At 34.4% G+C, this 16217-nt stretch carries 14 protein-coding genes and 1 other RNA gene; 4 read left to right on the forward strand and 11 right to left on the reverse strand.

What is annotated here, in order from left to right:
• Positions 1 to 29: 29 nt before the first annotated feature.
• The 3 genes from lon to DFQ11_RS07575 all read right to left on the reverse strand — a co-directional run bounded on the left by lon (position 30) and on the right by DFQ11_RS07575 (position 5132).
• On the reverse strand, positions 30 to 2483 hold the full coding sequence (gene lon / locus DFQ11_RS07565; RefSeq protein WP_110475255.1) for an endopeptidase La: 2454 nt from the start codon (positions 2481 to 2483) through the stop codon (positions 30 to 32).
• A 324-nt stretch (positions 2484 to 2807) separates the two neighbouring features.
• Positions 2808 to 4142, reverse strand: coding sequence for an MFS transporter (locus DFQ11_RS07570; protein WP_110475256.1), 1335 nt, complete (start codon positions 4140 to 4142; stop codon positions 2808 to 2810).
• Between the two features lie 162 nt (positions 4143 to 4304).
• Positions 4305 to 5132, reverse strand: a complete 828-nt coding sequence (locus DFQ11_RS07575; protein ID WP_110475257.1) for a M48 family metallopeptidase — start codon at positions 5130 to 5132, stop codon at positions 4305 to 4307.
• A 293-nt stretch (positions 5133 to 5425) separates the two neighbouring features.
• On the opposite strand from DFQ11_RS07575, the gene msrB reads away from it, so the two are divergent.
• Both msrB and lpdA read left to right on the forward strand, forming a co-directional pair.
• Positions 5426 to 5911, forward strand: a complete 486-nt coding sequence (gene msrB / locus DFQ11_RS07580) for a peptide-methionine (R)-S-oxide reductase MsrB (protein WP_110475258.1) — start codon at positions 5426 to 5428, stop codon at positions 5909 to 5911.
• Between the two features lie 195 nt (positions 5912 to 6106).
• A complete protein-coding gene (gene lpdA, locus DFQ11_RS07585) occupies positions 6107 to 7483 on the forward strand; it encodes a dihydrolipoyl dehydrogenase (RefSeq protein ID WP_110475259.1) in 1377 nt (458 codons plus the stop codon).
• A gap of 98 nt (positions 7484 to 7581) precedes the next feature.
• On the opposite strand, the gene DFQ11_RS07590 is transcribed toward lpdA, so the two are convergent.
• From DFQ11_RS07590 to DFQ11_RS07605, 4 genes are all read right to left on the reverse strand, one after another.
• Positions 7582 to 8220, reverse strand: coding sequence for a porin family protein (locus DFQ11_RS07590; RefSeq protein ID WP_110475260.1), 639 nt, complete (start codon positions 8218 to 8220; stop codon positions 7582 to 7584).
• Between the two features lie 182 nt (positions 8221 to 8402).
• Positions 8403 to 8819 carry a type II 3-dehydroquinate dehydratase gene (locus tag DFQ11_RS07595; RefSeq protein WP_110475261.1) on the reverse strand — a complete coding sequence of 139 codons (417 nt, stop codon included), beginning with the start codon at positions 8817 to 8819 and terminating at the stop codon, positions 8403 to 8405.
• A gap of 162 nt (positions 8820 to 8981) precedes the next feature.
• Positions 8982 to 9509 carry a hypothetical protein gene (locus DFQ11_RS07600; RefSeq protein ID WP_110475262.1) on the reverse strand — a complete coding sequence of 176 codons (528 nt, stop codon included), beginning with the start codon at positions 9507 to 9509 and terminating at the stop codon, positions 8982 to 8984.
• Positions 9510 to 9756: 247 nt separating this feature from the next.
• Positions 9757 to 10263, reverse strand: coding sequence for an outer membrane beta-barrel protein (locus DFQ11_RS07605; protein WP_158524989.1), 507 nt, complete (start codon positions 10261 to 10263; stop codon positions 9757 to 9759).
• Positions 10264 to 10485: 222 nt separating this feature from the next.
• Between DFQ11_RS07605 and xerA the strand changes: the two genes are divergently transcribed.
• The gene (gene xerA / locus DFQ11_RS07610; RefSeq protein WP_110475264.1) at positions 10486 to 11394 is read left to right on the forward strand and encodes a site-specific tyrosine recombinase/integron integrase; all 909 of its coding nucleotides are present in this window, start codon (positions 10486 to 10488) and stop codon (positions 11392 to 11394) included.
• 55 nt (positions 11395 to 11449) lie between these two features.
• On the opposite strand, the gene rny is transcribed toward xerA, so the two are convergent.
• The 4 genes from rny to DFQ11_RS07630 form a co-directional block, all read right to left on the reverse strand.
• Positions 11450 to 13027 carry a ribonuclease Y gene (gene rny, locus DFQ11_RS07615; RefSeq protein ID WP_110475265.1) on the reverse strand — a complete coding sequence of 526 codons (1578 nt, stop codon included), beginning with the start codon at positions 13025 to 13027 and terminating at the stop codon, positions 11450 to 11452.
• Between the two features lie 136 nt (positions 13028 to 13163).
• Positions 13164 to 13293: non-coding RNA, 6S RNA (ssrS, locus tag DFQ11_RS07620), on the reverse strand.
• A gap of 58 nt (positions 13294 to 13351) precedes the next feature.
• Positions 13352 to 13639, reverse strand: a complete 288-nt coding sequence (locus DFQ11_RS07625) for a cell division protein ZapA (protein WP_110475266.1) — start codon at positions 13637 to 13639, stop codon at positions 13352 to 13354.
• Between the two features lie 20 nt (positions 13640 to 13659).
• The gene (locus DFQ11_RS07630; protein ID WP_110475267.1) at positions 13660 to 13950 is read right to left on the reverse strand and encodes a hypothetical protein; all 291 of its coding nucleotides are present in this window, start codon (positions 13948 to 13950) and stop codon (positions 13660 to 13662) included.
• 427 nt (positions 13951 to 14377) lie between these two features.
• Here DFQ11_RS07630 and DFQ11_RS07635 point away from each other — a divergent pair, with 427 nt between their 5' ends.
• Positions 14378 to 16066 (forward strand): M23 family metallopeptidase, encoded by a 1689-nt coding sequence (locus DFQ11_RS07635; protein WP_110475268.1) that lies wholly within the window; start codon positions 14378 to 14380, stop codon positions 16064 to 16066.
• Positions 16067 to 16217 lie beyond the last annotated feature (151 nt).

The raw sequence follows: 16217 nt of genomic DNA on the forward strand, positions 1-16217 counted from the left end.
ACAGAGTTAACAAAGTTGTGATTATTAGTTTAAAGCTTTTTAGCATTATCTACTTTTTGTTTTGTAATAGCTATTTTTAATACATCGCTCATTTCAGTTACGTAATGAAATGTTAGCCCTTTTAGATATTCAGGTTTAATTTCTTCAATATCTCTTCTGTTATCTTCGCAAAGTAAAATTTCTTTAATACGTGCTCGTTTAGCCGCTAGAATCTTTTCTTTTATTCCGCCAACTGGCAACACTTTACCGCGTAAGGTAATCTCACCTGTCATCGCTAAGCTCTTTTTCACTTTACGTTGTGTAAACAAAGATACTAAAGAAGTTAACATAGTTACACCTGCACTTGGTCCATCTTTTGGAGTTGCTCCTTCTGGCACATGGATATGAACATTATACTTGTCAAAAACTTCTGGATTGATACTAAACTCTTCCGCATTGGACTTAATATATTCCATAGCAATGGTTGCAGATTCCTTCATAACCTTACCTAAGTTCCCTGTAATACTCAAGGTACCTTTACCCTTAGACAAAATAGATTCTATAAATAAAATATCTCCACCAACACTAGTCCACGCTAATCCAGTAACGACACCTGCAACATTATTATTTTCATATTTATCGCGTTCCATTCTTGGACTACCTAAAATCTCAACCACATCGTCATTAGTGATTTTGATATTATAATCCTCTTCCATTGCGATATTCTTAGCCGCATAGCGCACCATTTTCGCGATTTGCTTTTCCAGTCCACGAACTCCAGATTCACGTGTATATCCCTCAACTATTTTTTCAAGTTGTGGTTTAGCTATTTTTAATGCGCTGCTATCTAAGCCATGTTCTTTTAATTGCTTTGGCAATAAATGACGCTTTGCGATTTCTACTTTTTCTTCAATAGTATAACCTGTAACATTAATGATTTCCATTCGATCTCTCAATGCAGGCTGAATGGTATTCAAACTATTTGATGTTGCAATAAACATCACCTTAGACAAGTCATACCCCATCTCCAAGAAATTATCGTAGAATTCATTGTTTTGTTCTGGATCTAAAACTTCAAGCATCGCCGATGATGGATCACCTTGGTTACCTGTAGACAACTTATCAATCTCATCTAAAACAAATACAGGATTCGATGTACCCGCCTTTTTTAAACTCTGAATGATACGTCCTGGCATAGCTCCAATATAGGTCTTTCTATGTCCACGTATTTCAGCTTCGTCGCGTAAGCCACCTAAAGAAATTCTTACATACTCTCTACCTAAGGCTTCAGCAATTGATTTCCCTAAAGAGGTTTTACCAACTCCTGGAGGTCCATATAAACATAGAATTGGCGATTTCATATCATTACGAAGTTTCAATACCGCTAAATATTCTATAATTCGTTTTTTTACATCGTCTAATCCAAAATGGTCACGATCTAAAATTTTCATGGCTCGCTTAAGGTCGAATTTATCCTTACTAAATTCATTCCAAGGCAAATCCAAGAACAAATCTAAATAGTTACGTTGAATTGAATACTCCGCAACCTGTGGATTCATTCGTTGCATCTTAGATAATTCCTTATCAAAATGCTCTTTTACTTTATCGTCCCACTTCTTTTTCTTCGCACGAGCTTTCATTTCTTCAATCTCTTCCCCAGAAGACACACCTCCACCTAATTCTTCTTGAATGGTTTTCATCTGTTGGTGTAAGAAATACTCGCGTTGTTGCTGACTCATATCACTTTGAACCTTCGACTGAATATCATTTTTAAGCTCAAGCTTTTGATATTCAAGATTCATGAATTTCAAAGTTTGAAGCGCTCGCTCCTTAAGATCATTTATCTTTAACAACTCCTGCTTTTCATCGACTCTTAGATTCATATTTGCAGAAACAAAGTTGATTAAGAACGAATCACTTTCAATATTCTTAATCGCGAAACTCGCTTCCGAAGGAATATTAGGACTTTGCTTGATGATTTCTAAAGACAGATCTTTAATTGAATCAATAATCGCTCTAAACTCCACATTATCTGGAGCAGGCTTAGCCTCAGTAATATCAGAAATGGTCGCTGTTAAATAAGGCTTTTCTGAAATCACTTTATCAATAGCAAAACGTTTCTTTCCTTGAATAATTACCGTAGTATTACCATCAGGCATCTTAAGAACCTTTAAAATTCTTGCCACTGTTCCGGTTTTATAGATATCCGCAGCCGTTGGATTTTCAACAGCTTCGTCCATTTGCGCCACTACACCAATCACTTTTCCGCCTTTATTAGCGTCATTGATTAACTTGATAGATGTATCTCTTCCTGCCGTAATTGGAATAACTACCCCAGGAAATAATACCGTATTTCGCAACGGTAGTATTGGCAACGATTCCGGTAAAGATTCGTTGTTGATTAACTCTTCATCTTCTGGCGTCATTAACGGAATTAATTCTGAATTCTCATCAAAATCCTGAAATGACAAATTGTCAAAATTTAAAAAATTTGATTTTCCCATATATATTTTTTAGCCATTCTGTCATTAATTTCAACAGAATAGCATTTGTTTAAATGCATTAATAATTAACTTCACGCTGAATACCACGTAGTTATAGAGTATTCAAAGTTATTCACATTCATCTAATTTCAATTGTTGTGCCATTAGCATAAAATGACAGTTTTGCTTTTACACATGTTGTGATTAACACCTATTTAGACTGAACATTACAGCATTGTCAATACAAAAACAATACCGAGATAGACGCAATGCCAAGTATTTACCCTGTTTAACAAAAATATCATAGTGCCAAAGTCCGTGTGTTTTCTCCTGTGATTGATAACGTTAATTCTTAGGCACTCTAAATAAAAGTACGATTCCCATTATAAAGAAAATAACCAAAAACAGTATAGCGTTTCTCATACTTCCAGTCACTTGATCAATGGTAGCAAAAATGACCATTCCTATAACAATACCTATCTTTTCTGCGACATCGTAAAAACTAAAATAAGATGTTGTGTCTTCGGTTTCTGGTAAGAACTTTGAATAGGTAGATCGCGCTAAAGACTGAACACCTCCCATTACTAAACCAACCAAACCAGCTGCGACATAGAATTGGAAAGGAGATTCCATAAAATAAGCATAAAAACACAGGGCCATCCAAAAGAAATTAATTACAATAAGTGTTTTTATATTCCCAAATTTCTCAGAGGAACGCGACGTTAAAAGCGCACCAATAATAGCGACTAATTGAATCACTAAAATACTAGTAATTAGTCCAAAAGTTTTAGCGTCGTCACCACCCCAATTGATTTCTTCTTCTCCGAAATAAACAGCAACTAACATGATGGTTTGAACGGCCATACTAAATACGAAAAACGCCAATAGGTAACGCTTAAGTCGGAGATTTTGTTTTAACTGAATCCAAACTTGTTTCAATTCCCTAATTCCATTAAAAACCACATCTTTTGTGACTTCTTTGCCCTGTGACGTTCCCTTTGGAAGAATAGCGAAGGTGTATTGACTAAATAAAATCCACCATAGCCCAACCATAACAAATGAATATCGCATCCCCACTTGTGCTGCTGTTTCAATAACCTTTCCAGATTCGTCTATATTTTCTTTAATATAAAAAGTATCCGGGTACATCACCATAGCCAAATTCACCACCAATAAAAGAACAGAACCTAAATAGCCTAAACTAAAACCTTTAGCACTTACGCGATCTTGTTGTTCGGGAAAAGCAATATCTGGCAAGTATGAATTATAGAACACCAAACTGCCCCAATAACCAATCAACCCCATAAAATAAAACAAGAGACTAATATGGATACTTTCAAGGTTAAACCAATACAACCCGATACATCCCAAACCTCCAACGTAGCAAAAGAATTTCATAAAATTCTTTTTATTTCCAATATAATCAGCAATTCCGGAGAGAAGTGGAGACATGCAAGCAACTACCAAAAATGTAAATGCTGTTACATAAGTAATTAACGCCGTACTTTTAAAAACGATTCCAAATGCAGCAACTGTTTTTTCAGTTTGAGAAATGAATAGTGCCGAATAAAAAATAGGGAAAATGGATGATGCAATAGTTAAGGTGTATACCGAATTTGCCCAGTCATAAAACGCCCAAGCATTAAGAAGTTTTTTACTTCCTTTTTGAATCTCACTCATAAAATTAGGTGAATTGTCTTGTCTTTTACTATCTAAATTATACGCTGTTTATACGCAAATAAATCATTTTCAATGCGCTAACAAATAAATAAAAAAGCTGCTCTAATTGAGCAGCTTCGAAAGTAAACAAATATAATTAATATTATTATCTGACTTCTTAATTTATATAGGTCTAAATGAGGTCACACCAAATTTCTTCGCTTCAGCCTTAGCTCTAGGCGCTAAGGACTGTAAGTTTTTAATTCTTGAATCATTACTTGGGTGGGTACTCATAAATTCTGGTGGTGCTTCGCCTCCACTATTCGCTTTCATACGTTTCCACAATTCCGCAGCTTCTTCTGGATTATATCCTGCAATAGCCATTAAGTAAAGTCCAATTTCATCTGCTTCGGTTTCGTGAGATCTACTAAATGGTAAGACCCCTCCTAAAGTGGTTCCTAATCCGTAAGCTTGCATCCACATTTGTTGCTTTTCTGGACTTTCATTACCAGTAGCTACTGCTACTGCAACGCCCCCTGCTTGTTGCAAAATACCTGAACTCATACGTTGTTGTCCGTGATTTGCTAAAGCATGGGCCACCTCATGCCCCATAATTGCAGCAATTCCTGTTTCGTTTGCTGCTATAGGCAAGATGCCTGTATAGAAAGCAATTTTACCACCTGGCATACACCACGCGTTTACTTGCTCTGATTCAATAAGTTTATATTCCCATTGATAATCCTCTAAATACCCTTGAAATCCATTGGCATCTAAATAACGTTCAGCAGCCACTGCTATTCGCTGACCAACACGAGTAATCATTTCAGCGTCTTTAGTACCTGTTATCACTTTATTCTCTGATAATACTTGATTATACTGCGCAAAAGCCGAAGGGAACAACTGGTCATTACTTACAAATGCCATAGTTTTTTTACCTGTGAATGGATTTGTAGCACATGAAAAGACCATAGCACCTATGGCAACGCTTGTCGCTATTTTATTAATTTTCATATCTATTAGTTTTTATTTGTTATAATATAAATACAATACTAAGCTTGTATTTATTTAGGACACTAAAATAGTCTTTTGGTCACTGACCCTTTGACTTTATTCCTATAATCTGTAACTCTGTAAATATCGTGCCAAAAATAATAAAGTCGTTTTACTTTATAAATAGATTTATAAATAAGACACTATAAAGACCTTTCATCCCATTCATTAATCCCAAATGCCATTCTTATAAGATTGCGTTAAATCTCGTCAGTACAAATACATATTTCTTAACTTTACCTAAAAGTAATATCATGAAAAAGCTCTTAATATTAGCCCTTCTAAGCCTTTCTTTTAGCTGTGACTCATCAGCACAAAAAAAAACGACTGAAGTGAAAGAAAGTTTCCCTATCACTAAAAGTGAAGCTGAATGGAAAGCAGAACTCACAAAAGAACAATATCATATTTTAAGAGAAGCAGGAACAGAACGTCCTTTTTCAAGTCCATTAAATAAAAATCACAAAAAAGGAACCTATCATTGTGCGGCTTGTGATTCGCCTCTTTTTAAAAGTGAACATAAATTTGATTCCGGAACAGGCTGGCCAAGTTTTGATAGGGTGATTGAAGGTAATGTAGCCTTTGGTACCGACACAAAAATAGGTTATGTAAGAGATGAAGAACATTGTGCTAATTGCGGAGGTCACTTAGGTCATGTCTTTAATGATGGCCCAAAAGAAACCACCGGAAAACGCCACTGCATAAATGGCGCAGCTTTAGTATTTGTACCCGCCGAAGAATAATTAAAGGATTTAATACTTAAACCGAATTTTTCAATTAGGCGATTACTTTAGGACTTCGCGCTGCTCTTTATATTAAAAACCTCAGTTTTTCTGAGGTTAAACTTGAAGTTCTAATTTGCATTTTCTTATTTCATTATTGTTATTTGAATTTCCTATTTTTGTAACTTCAAAAAAATCAATTATAAAAACTTACTCATGAGTAAATACGATATTATAGTTTTAGGTAGTGGTCCTGGTGGCTACGTTACTGCAATTAGAGCGTCCCAATTAGGTTTTAAAACCGCTGTTATAGAAAAAGAAAGTCTTGGTGGCGTGTGTTTAAATTGGGGTTGTATCCCAACAAAAGCCCTTTTAAAATCTGCTCAAGTATTCGAATACCTTAAGCACGCTGAAGATTACGGTCTGAAGGTTAAGGATGCGGATTATGATTTTGATGCTGTTGTTAAGCGTAGTCGTGGTGTTGCTGAAGGCATGAGTGGTGGTGTTAAGTTCCTAATGAAAAAGAACAAAATTGACGTTATCGAAGGTTATGGAACACTTAAAACTGGAAAGAAAGTAGATGTAGATGGCAAAGAGTATTCTGCAGACCATATCATTATTGCTACTGGAGCTCGCTCGCGCGAATTACCTAGCTTACCTCAAGATGGGAAGAAAGTTATTGGTTACAGAGAGGCGATGTCTTTAGAGAAGCAACCTAAAAAAATGGTGGTTGTTGGTTCTGGAGCTATTGGCGTTGAATTTGCATATTTCTACAATGCTTTAGGCACTGAAGTGACTATTGTGGAGTATTTAGATCGAATTGTTCCTGTTGAAGATGAAGAAGTTTCAAAACAATTAGAGCGTAGCTTTAAAAAATCAGGTATCAAGATAATGACCTCTTCGGAAGTCACTTCTGTTGATACATCTGGCGATGGCGTTAAAGCAACGGTAAAAACAAAAAAAGGCGAAGAAGTACTAGAAGCCGATATCGTATTATCTGCAGTTGGTATTAAATCTAATATCGAAAACATTGGATTAGAAGATGTAGGTATCGCTGTAGATAGAGATAAAATCTTGGTTAACGATTACTACCAAACAAATATTCCTGGCTACTACGCGATTGGAGATGTAACACCTGGACAAGCTTTAGCTCACGTAGCTTCTGCTGAAGGAATTCTTTGTGTTGAAAAAATCGCAGGTCAGAATGTTGAAGCATTAGACTACGGAAATATTCCTGGTTGTACTTATGCTTCTCCTGAAATTGCAAGTGTAGGTTTAACCGAAGCACAAGCAAAGGAACAAGGCTACGATATTAAAGTTGGGAAATTCCCATTCTCTGCTTCTGGAAAAGCAAGTGCTAGTGGTGCTAAAGACGGTTTTGTAAAGGTAATATTTGACGCTAAATACGGTGAATGGTTAGGATGCCATATGATTGGTGCAGGTGTTACTGATATGATTGCTGAAGCTGTATTAGGCCGTAAATTAGAAACTACGGGGCATGAAGTATTAAAAGCAGTTCACCCTCACCCAACAATGAGTGAAGCGGTTATGGAAGCTGTAGCAGCTGCTTATGATGAAGTGATTCACCTATAATTAAACAGTAAAGGTAAATGATAAAAAAAAATGCGATTCAATATTGAATCGCATTTTTTTTGTTTTATATACTTATATAAAAATTGATGGCTTTAATATTAGAAAGCAAAACCGACACCAAATTGTAAAACTCTATTCTTTGCATCTACACCTTCAAAAATAGTATCATCCTTGAAAATTGTTGACAAACCGTAAGTATAACGAGCGTTGATAAAGAATCCACCATCAAACTTATAGGCGGCACCAAATGCTACACTTGTATCAAAATCTTTGATATAAGAATCATCACTATTAATGTCTATATCTCCACCGTCAGAATTTGGCTTATAATCAATCTCTTCATTGATTTTAAAACCTAATTGCGGACCGGCTTCAATGCTTAATCCTTCAATTAAATAAACTTTAAACATTAAAGGAACTTGTAGATAATCTAACTGATATTCTACGTTATCTCCAGTATCAAAGATATTGTCTTGATCTATTTCTTTGATATCAAAACCTTGTCCTGAATACAAAACCTCTGGTTGAAAAGAGAAGCGCTCAGAAATTGGTAATTCCGCGAAGAGTCCAACATTAAAACTTGTTCTAGAATCGGCATCATCAAAATCATCACCTCCTATAGTCGATAAATTCACACCACCTTTTACTCCTAATTGTAAAGCTTTTGAATCTGACTGTGCATTAATCGTTGTTAAAGCAGAACAAAATACTGCCATAAATAGAATTAAATTTCTCATGTTATTTTATGTTTTTTTTGGGTTAATACCACAAAGTTAACATGAGATTTTCCCCATAAACAAAGGCTTAACAAGGATTTAACGATGTAAGAAAATATTACAAAAAATTATATATAATCTATAGAACATCGCTATGCTCTATTCAATTAAAAACTAATCCAATCAATTAAAATAGATAAAAATTAACTAAAACTATGGATGGCCAAATCGTAGCTCATTAGGCCAAAACCTAAAATAACACCTGCGGCATTTGAAGAAATATATGATTGATGCCTATAGGCTTCTCTCGAAAAGGTATTAGAGATATGAACTTCCACTACAGGCGTTTCTATTGCTTTTACAGCATCACCAATACCCACTGAAGTATGTGTATAAGCCGCGGCATTTAAAATAATACCATCATAGGAAAAACCTACTTCCTGAAGTTTATTGATTAGCTCCCCCTCTACGTTAGACTGATAATAATCGATTTTAACGTCTGGGAATTTAACTTTTAATAGGTCCAGATAATCCTCAAAACTTTGATGACCATAAATCTCTGGTTCACGTTTACCTAATAAATTTAGATTAGGTCCGTTGATGATGATAAGCTTCTTCATGTATTACTTTTAACTAAGTCGACTCACACTGAACTCTATAAAATTGCACCTAAATATATAGGTTTTGAGTGTTGTTCGCGTCAAGGAGTAAATATATTAAATTAAGTGTATAAAAAAACCGAAGCGTTCGCTTCGGTTTCTAGTATATTGAATTATAAAATACTATAAGTGTATCGCAAATCCAACTAAGAATTGAAATGCATCATCATAAAAATCGCTATTCATAGATACATTATATCTAAGTTTAGGCTCAATACTTACTTTTGGAGAAATAAACCAAGCGTATCCACCCTCTAAACCAATATAAGACGGATTTTCATCGAAATCTTTAATGCTAGAGCCAGTATAATCAATGCCTACAGGGAATTCGTTAGCGATGTAGTACTTAGCACCAATTTTGTAATTAAATGCTGAAGAACCAATTCCGTCATTACCGTTATCTGAATATCCTAATCCCGCTTTGATAGCTAAATTTTCTTTTAGAAAGTATCCACCTTCTAAACCTGCAGACCACATTGTCTCCCCATCCGAAGACGTTAAAGAGAATGCCGTACTACCTGTAGTCCAAGAGCCTGTATTAATTTCAATTAACCATTTGCCTTCTTGGATACCACCGTGGTCATTCTCTTGTGCATTAACATTTGTAAATCCGAAAACTGCAACAGCAGCCATAAACAATAATTTTTTCATAATTTGAATTTATTTTATATTTAAATTGGTCGGCAAATGTATACATTACAGTCATATCGTAAATCTACACTTGGTTAAAATATTATGCGTTTCATCGATATTTTATGTTTTTTTTAACTTTCAAAAATTCTTTTACCTATTTCTATTTGATTAGCTCAACGCAAAATCATTCTAGTGATAAACATCTTATCTAATAAAAAAAGAGGCCATAAATGACCTCTTTTCACTAATATTTCTTAACATTAAATTACAACCCAAACTCAAGGCCTAAAGATAAAGCATCGAAACTACCGCCATCTAAACTTACACCTTTATAAGCAAGAACAATATCTAAGCTTTCACTAACGCTATATTGTACTTTTGGAGCATAATAAAAACCTCCATCATTTCCATCTGGGCTAATTCCAATACCATAACCTAAATCTAATCCTATTGTAAATTCTTCTGAGGCATTAAAACGTGCCGCAGCTCCAATAGGCAGGAACCCAGCATCTTCAGCTTCATAGGTGTATGTCACTCCACCAAAGGAATCCTCATAATCCTTACCAAAATAATGATGATATCCAGCTGCTAGACCAACACTAAATTCATCTGACACACCCCATAAATAATTGGCATCTAGGTTAATACCAAAAGAAGAAATATCTCCTGAATCACCCATCGGCAGTGCAGCACTTACACCTAATTTAAAATCTTGCGCTTCAACAGTTGCAAATGCAATTACTGCAAATGCACATAAAATTAATTTTCTCATAATCATTAAGTTTTTAAAAATTGATTAATCGAATCTAAGGTTTTATTTGCTATTATGTAAATTTTAGCCTAGAGTTATTAACAATTTTATACACAAATAAATTTTAAGCCTCTTGTTTTTAATCTTTTACCAAACAAAGTTATTAACAATTTCAACTTACTTATACTTATTCAGAGAAGTCTTTTTTATATAATTTTAAACTATTAATTCCTATTTTTAACCATGAATTGGCAACAAGCACTTTCCGACTATAAACACTACCTTCAAATCGAACGTGGATTGTCTCAAAACTCTATTGAGAACTATAGTTACGACATTAAGAAACTCATGTTATATATTGAGAGCCATGATATAAAGGCGACTCCAATTTCCATAGAAACAAGTACTGTAAAGGATTTTATTTATTCTATTTCAAAAACCATTAACCCGCGCTCACAAGCACGATTAATTTCGGGGTTACGTAATTTTTTCGATTATCTAATATTTGAAAATTATAGAACTACAAATCCCTTAGATTTAATTGAGTCTCCAAGAATTGGTAGAAAGTTACCTGACACCTTATCACTTTCCGATATTGATTTACTAATCAATGCTATTGATTTAAGTTACCAATACAATGGTGTTAACCTTGGTGAACGCAACAGAGCGATTCTTGAAACTTTATACAGTTGTGGTTTACGGGTAAGTGAACTAATAGAATTAAAAGTATCAGATTTATTCTTTGAAGAAGGATTTATAAAGGTTACGGGAAAAGGTGATAAACAACGCTTTGTCCCCATAGGAGCATCTACTCAAAAGTATATCACTATCTGGATGGGTATAAGAAACCATATAGATGTACAATCTGAATCAAAAGATATTCTCTTCTTAAACTTCAAAGGTAAGAAGCTAACTAGAGCCATGGTTTTTACCATTATTAAGCAATTAGTTGAAAAAACGGGCCTCAAAAAAAACGTATCTCCACATACCTTTAGACATTCATTTGCGACGCATCTACTAGAGAACGGAGCCGACCTTAGAGCCATACAAATGATGCTTGGTCACGAGAGTATAACTACAACGGAAATTTATATGCATGTCGATCGCTCTCACCTCAGTGAGGTTTTAAACAAATATCACCCTAGAAAATAGAAAAAGGCAATTCGTTTCGGAATTGCCTTTTTAGTATATTTTATTTTGTTAAGTATTACTTCGCAATATTAACAGCTCTAGTTTCTCTAATCACAGTGACTTTAACTTGTCCTGGATAAGTCATATCTGTTTGAATCTTTTGTGAGATTTCAAACGATAAGCTAGCCGCTTTATCATCCGATACTTTTTCGCTCTCAACAATAACTCTTAATTCTCTACCTGCCTGAATAGCATAGGCTTTCTTTACACCTGTAAATCCAAAGGCAACATCCTCAAGATCTTTAAGTCGTTGAATGTACGAATCTAACACTTGACGTCTTGCCCCTGGTCTTGCTCCCGATATTGCATCACAAACTTGTATAATCGGCGCTAGCAATGTAGTCATTTCAATTTCATCGTGGTGGGCTCCAATTGCATTACAAACTTCTGGTTTTTCACCGTGTTTTTCTGCCCATTGCATCCCTAAAATAGCATGAGGTGTTTCAACATCTACTTCAGACGAAGGCACTTTACCAATATCGTGCAGTAAACCTGCGCGTTTCGCTAATTTTGGATTCAATCCAAGTTCTGCGGCCATCACCCCACAAAGTTTCGCTACTTCACGTGAATGCTGTAATAAGTTTTGTCCATAAGACGAACGGTATTTCATTCGACCTACCATTTTGATAAGCTCAGGATGTAATCCGTGAATACCTAAATCAATCACCGTACGCTTACCAACCTCAATAATTTCTTGCTCGATTTGTTTTTCAGTCTTTCTAACAACTTCTTCAATTCTAGCTGGGTGAATTCGACCATCTGTTACCAATTTGTGTAAAGACAAGCGTGCTATTTCACGTCTTACTGAATCAAAACAAGAAAGAATAATTGCTTCAGGAGTATCATCGACAATAATTTCTACGCCTGTAGCCGCTTCAATAGCTCTAATATTTCTACCTTCTCTACCAATGATACGTCCTTTGACATCATCAGATTCAATATTGAATACAGACACACAGTTGTCTACTGCTTCCTCTGTTCCAATGCGTTGAATTGTATTTATAATAATCTTCTTAGCTTCTTGCTGCGCAGTAAGTTTCGCTTCCTCCACGCGATCTTGAACATAAGCCATGGCATCTGCCTTAGCTTCTTCTCTAAGAGACTCTACAAGTTGCGCTTTAGCTTCTTCTGCTGATAATGCAGAAATAACTTCTAGTTGTTTAATTTGGCTCTTATGCGCTTTTTCAACTTCTTCTTGTTTTTTATCTAAGAATTCTAATCTAAACTCGTAGTCTTTAATCTTATCCTCTAAAGACTGATTCGATTTTTTAGTTCTAGATAATTCATTTGAAATTTGAGACTCTTTATCTCTAATTCGTTTTTCGGCTTCAGCCATTTTTTTGTCGCGAGACAAAATCACTTTTTCATGTTCTGACTTTAGCTCTATAAACTTTTCTTTGGCTTGAAGTATTTTATCTTTCTTTATGGATTCTCCATCAGCTTTTGCTTGTCTTAAAATCGACTGAGATTCCTTTTCTGCATTTTCAATTATTTTAGAAGCTTTACCTTTTTCTAAGGCTTTTGCTATGATATATCCGAGTACTACTCCTATTACTACTCCTCCAACAATATAAAAAATTGTGTTAGTGTCCATGTTAATTATTTAGTTATTATATGTTAGGTAATTTTATAAAAACTCCAACTTAAAGTTGAAGTATGTCAACTAATTAGTTTTGCTAGAACTAAAGTTATGCTAAAAAAAAAGCCTACATCAGTTTTGGATTCTGTATAAACTCCTTAAAACAAGTTTAGGGCTAACAAGCTGATCAAAAATCTGTCTAAGACACTGAAACAAGTTCAGTACTAACAGCACGATTTTACAACTTCAACTCACCCTTTTTAAAGAATTGATCGTTGAGTTTATCAAAAAATATAACTAATGTAGGCAGTAACCTTTTTATTTTAAAGAACGTACGAGTTAAATATGTTGCTGTAAAAGGTCATTTAAAGCTTCTAACTTTTCCTGAACTTCTTCATTAACATACTCTTTTTCTATTGACTTTTGCTCTACTTGAGCCGCAAATTGCAAAGCGCACATCGCTAAAACATCTTGCTTATCTCTTACAGAGTAATTCTGCTCAAATTGCCCAATCATAGCCTCAATTTTTTTTGTGGCTTTACGTAAACCTTCCTCTTGACTTGGATTTATCGTTAACGGATAGACCCTATTTGCAATAGAAAGTTTAATTTTTAATTGTTCTGACATATACGTCTTAATTTACAACTTTATTCCGAGAGTTGGCCTATACAATGGTCAATATCTCTTATAAGTGCATTTATTTTGAGCTTCGTTTCTCGTTTATTTTCGTCACTACCAAGCATTGAATTAGCCATTTTAAGAGTGTCGTGTTTTTCTATCCAACTAGCAATTTCTTCCTGTTGTTCCAAAAGCTTTTGTTGTTGTTGCTCTAATTGTTCAGAGAGCCTAGCGTTCGTTTGTTTCAAAACCTCCTGCTTGTGTAAAATCTTACTGATTTTATTCTCTAACGCATCAACAATGTCTTCTATTTTACTCATTAAAGCAATTCAATACTATTGAAACAAAGTTAACATACCAATTGAAAAAATACAATTCTTTTCCGATTATTTTTCAAATTTTATATCCAATGCTAAAGCTTTCATTTAGAACCTATTTTCAGCCATAGGATTTCATCCTACTTTAAATATCTCAACCTCATTCTAAACATGCGATTGCATTCAACCAAATTCAACAGCTAATTCATCAAAATTTCATTTCGTAAATTTTTATTTATCAACTCGTTTTCTTTCAGAAAAGAACCTATTAGTTTCAGAAATCTGAGTTTCTCAATAATGCGATAATGTTTAGATTAGTGTTAATAAAACTTCTTTATTCACCTTAAGTCTTTACAATAAAAAAGATTAAGTTTCATTAGGTTTGGAAATTGATTTCTATTTAATAATTTAGCCCCAATTGTCCATTGCTATGAAACATTTTTTGCTTCTTTTTTTACTTAGTTGTTCTGTTTATTCACAAACCGATTATCCACAAGATTACTTTAGAAATCCTTTAGATATTTCCTTGGTACTTTCTGGGACATTTGCTGAGTTGCGATCATCTCATTTCCATGGCGGTTTAGATATTAAAACGCAGCAGCGTGAAGGCTTAAAGGTTTATGCCGCAGCTGAAGGTTATATTAGTAGAATTAAAATTTCTCACTATGGCTATGGCAAAGCCATTTATATAACTCATCCAAATGGATACACTACGGTTTACGGGCATCTTCAGAAATTTTCCAAACGACTAGAAGAATATATTAAATACTGCCAATACGATAGAGAAAGTTTTGAGGTGGAAGTTTTCCCTCATAATGAAGAACTGCTTATTGCACCGAATGAAGTGATCGCTTATTCAGGTAATACTGGAGGTTCAGGTGGTCCTCATTTACATTTCGAAATTAGAGACAATCAAGAACGTCCAATGAACCCTTTGCTTTTTGGTTTAGAAGTTCAAGACACCACCGCGCCTTACGTATCTGGAGTTTTTGCTTACCCGAAAAACAAAGACGCTACTATCAATGGGAAAAACAAACGACTGCAATTACGCTTGATTCCTCAAAAATCGGGAGATTACGAAGTTGAACAAATAACAGCACATGGCGAAATTGGTTTTGGTGTGGTTTCAAACGACAAACAAGATTTAGCACCTAATAATAATGGTGTAAGCAATATTCAAACCTTTTTTAATGGAAATAAAAGTTTAGAAGTCGATTTCAAACGCTTTAGTTTTTCTGAAACAAAACATATAAAACGCTATGTAGATTATGAACACTATAAAACTCAAAAAGCTAAAATTCAAAAACTTTTTATAGAGAAAAATAATCCTTTAAGTCTCTTTAAAGATGCTAACAATAAAGGTTATGTTAGAGTTGAAGACAGTACAGCTTCCGTTTATAAAATCAGAATTAGCGATTATCACCAAAACGAAACTTGGGTCACGATTCCAATCAATGGAAAAAGTGAAACTATTCTAAATGAGCAAGTCGAAGACCTTTCTAATAAAACGCGTCTTTACGCTGATAAAGCAACGACATTAACTTCTGGTTACACTACTGTTAATTTTTATAAAAACACTTTATATGAAGATGCTTTTATAGATTATAGAGTAAGTGCCGACACCATTTTCTTGCACGAAGACAATATTCCCTTACAAAAGAACTTTTATATCAACTACGATTTGAGTCATTATAAAGATGAAGACCAAAGCAAACTTTTTGTAGCGAGATTTTATGGTGATTACAAAAAACCTTATTACGTCTCTTCGTCACGAAAGGGAAATGTTTTAACAGGAACTTCAAGAGCTCTAGGCCGTTTTGCTTTGGCCGTAGATACCATTCCACCTAAAATAACTCCGGTTAACTTTCAAAATAAAAAATGGATGAGTAAATATCGTTATCTCAAGGTGAAGATTGAAGATGACTTATCTGGTATAAGTAAATACCGAGCAACTGTTAATGGTAAGTGGATTTTAATGGAGTACGATTATAAAACCAACATGCTGGTTCACGACTTTAACGACAATATCGTTAAAGACACTAAGAACGAATTAAAAATAATTGTAACAGATAATGTTGGAAATAGTTCTACATTTGAAGCAACGTTTTTCAGAAAATAATTTATTTTAGACTTAAAATTCAGCCTACGACTCATTAGTTATTTATTTTTTAATATAAGGTCAATGATCGTTTTACTGAATATACACGAGCCGTTTACACGTATTAAGATAGAATTATAAGACCATATTTCATCCTATATAAAAAACAATA

This window comes from Winogradskyella epiphytica (assembly GCF_003217215.1).
Lineage (GTDB): Bacteria > Bacteroidota > Bacteroidia > Flavobacteriales > Flavobacteriaceae > Winogradskyella > Winogradskyella epiphytica.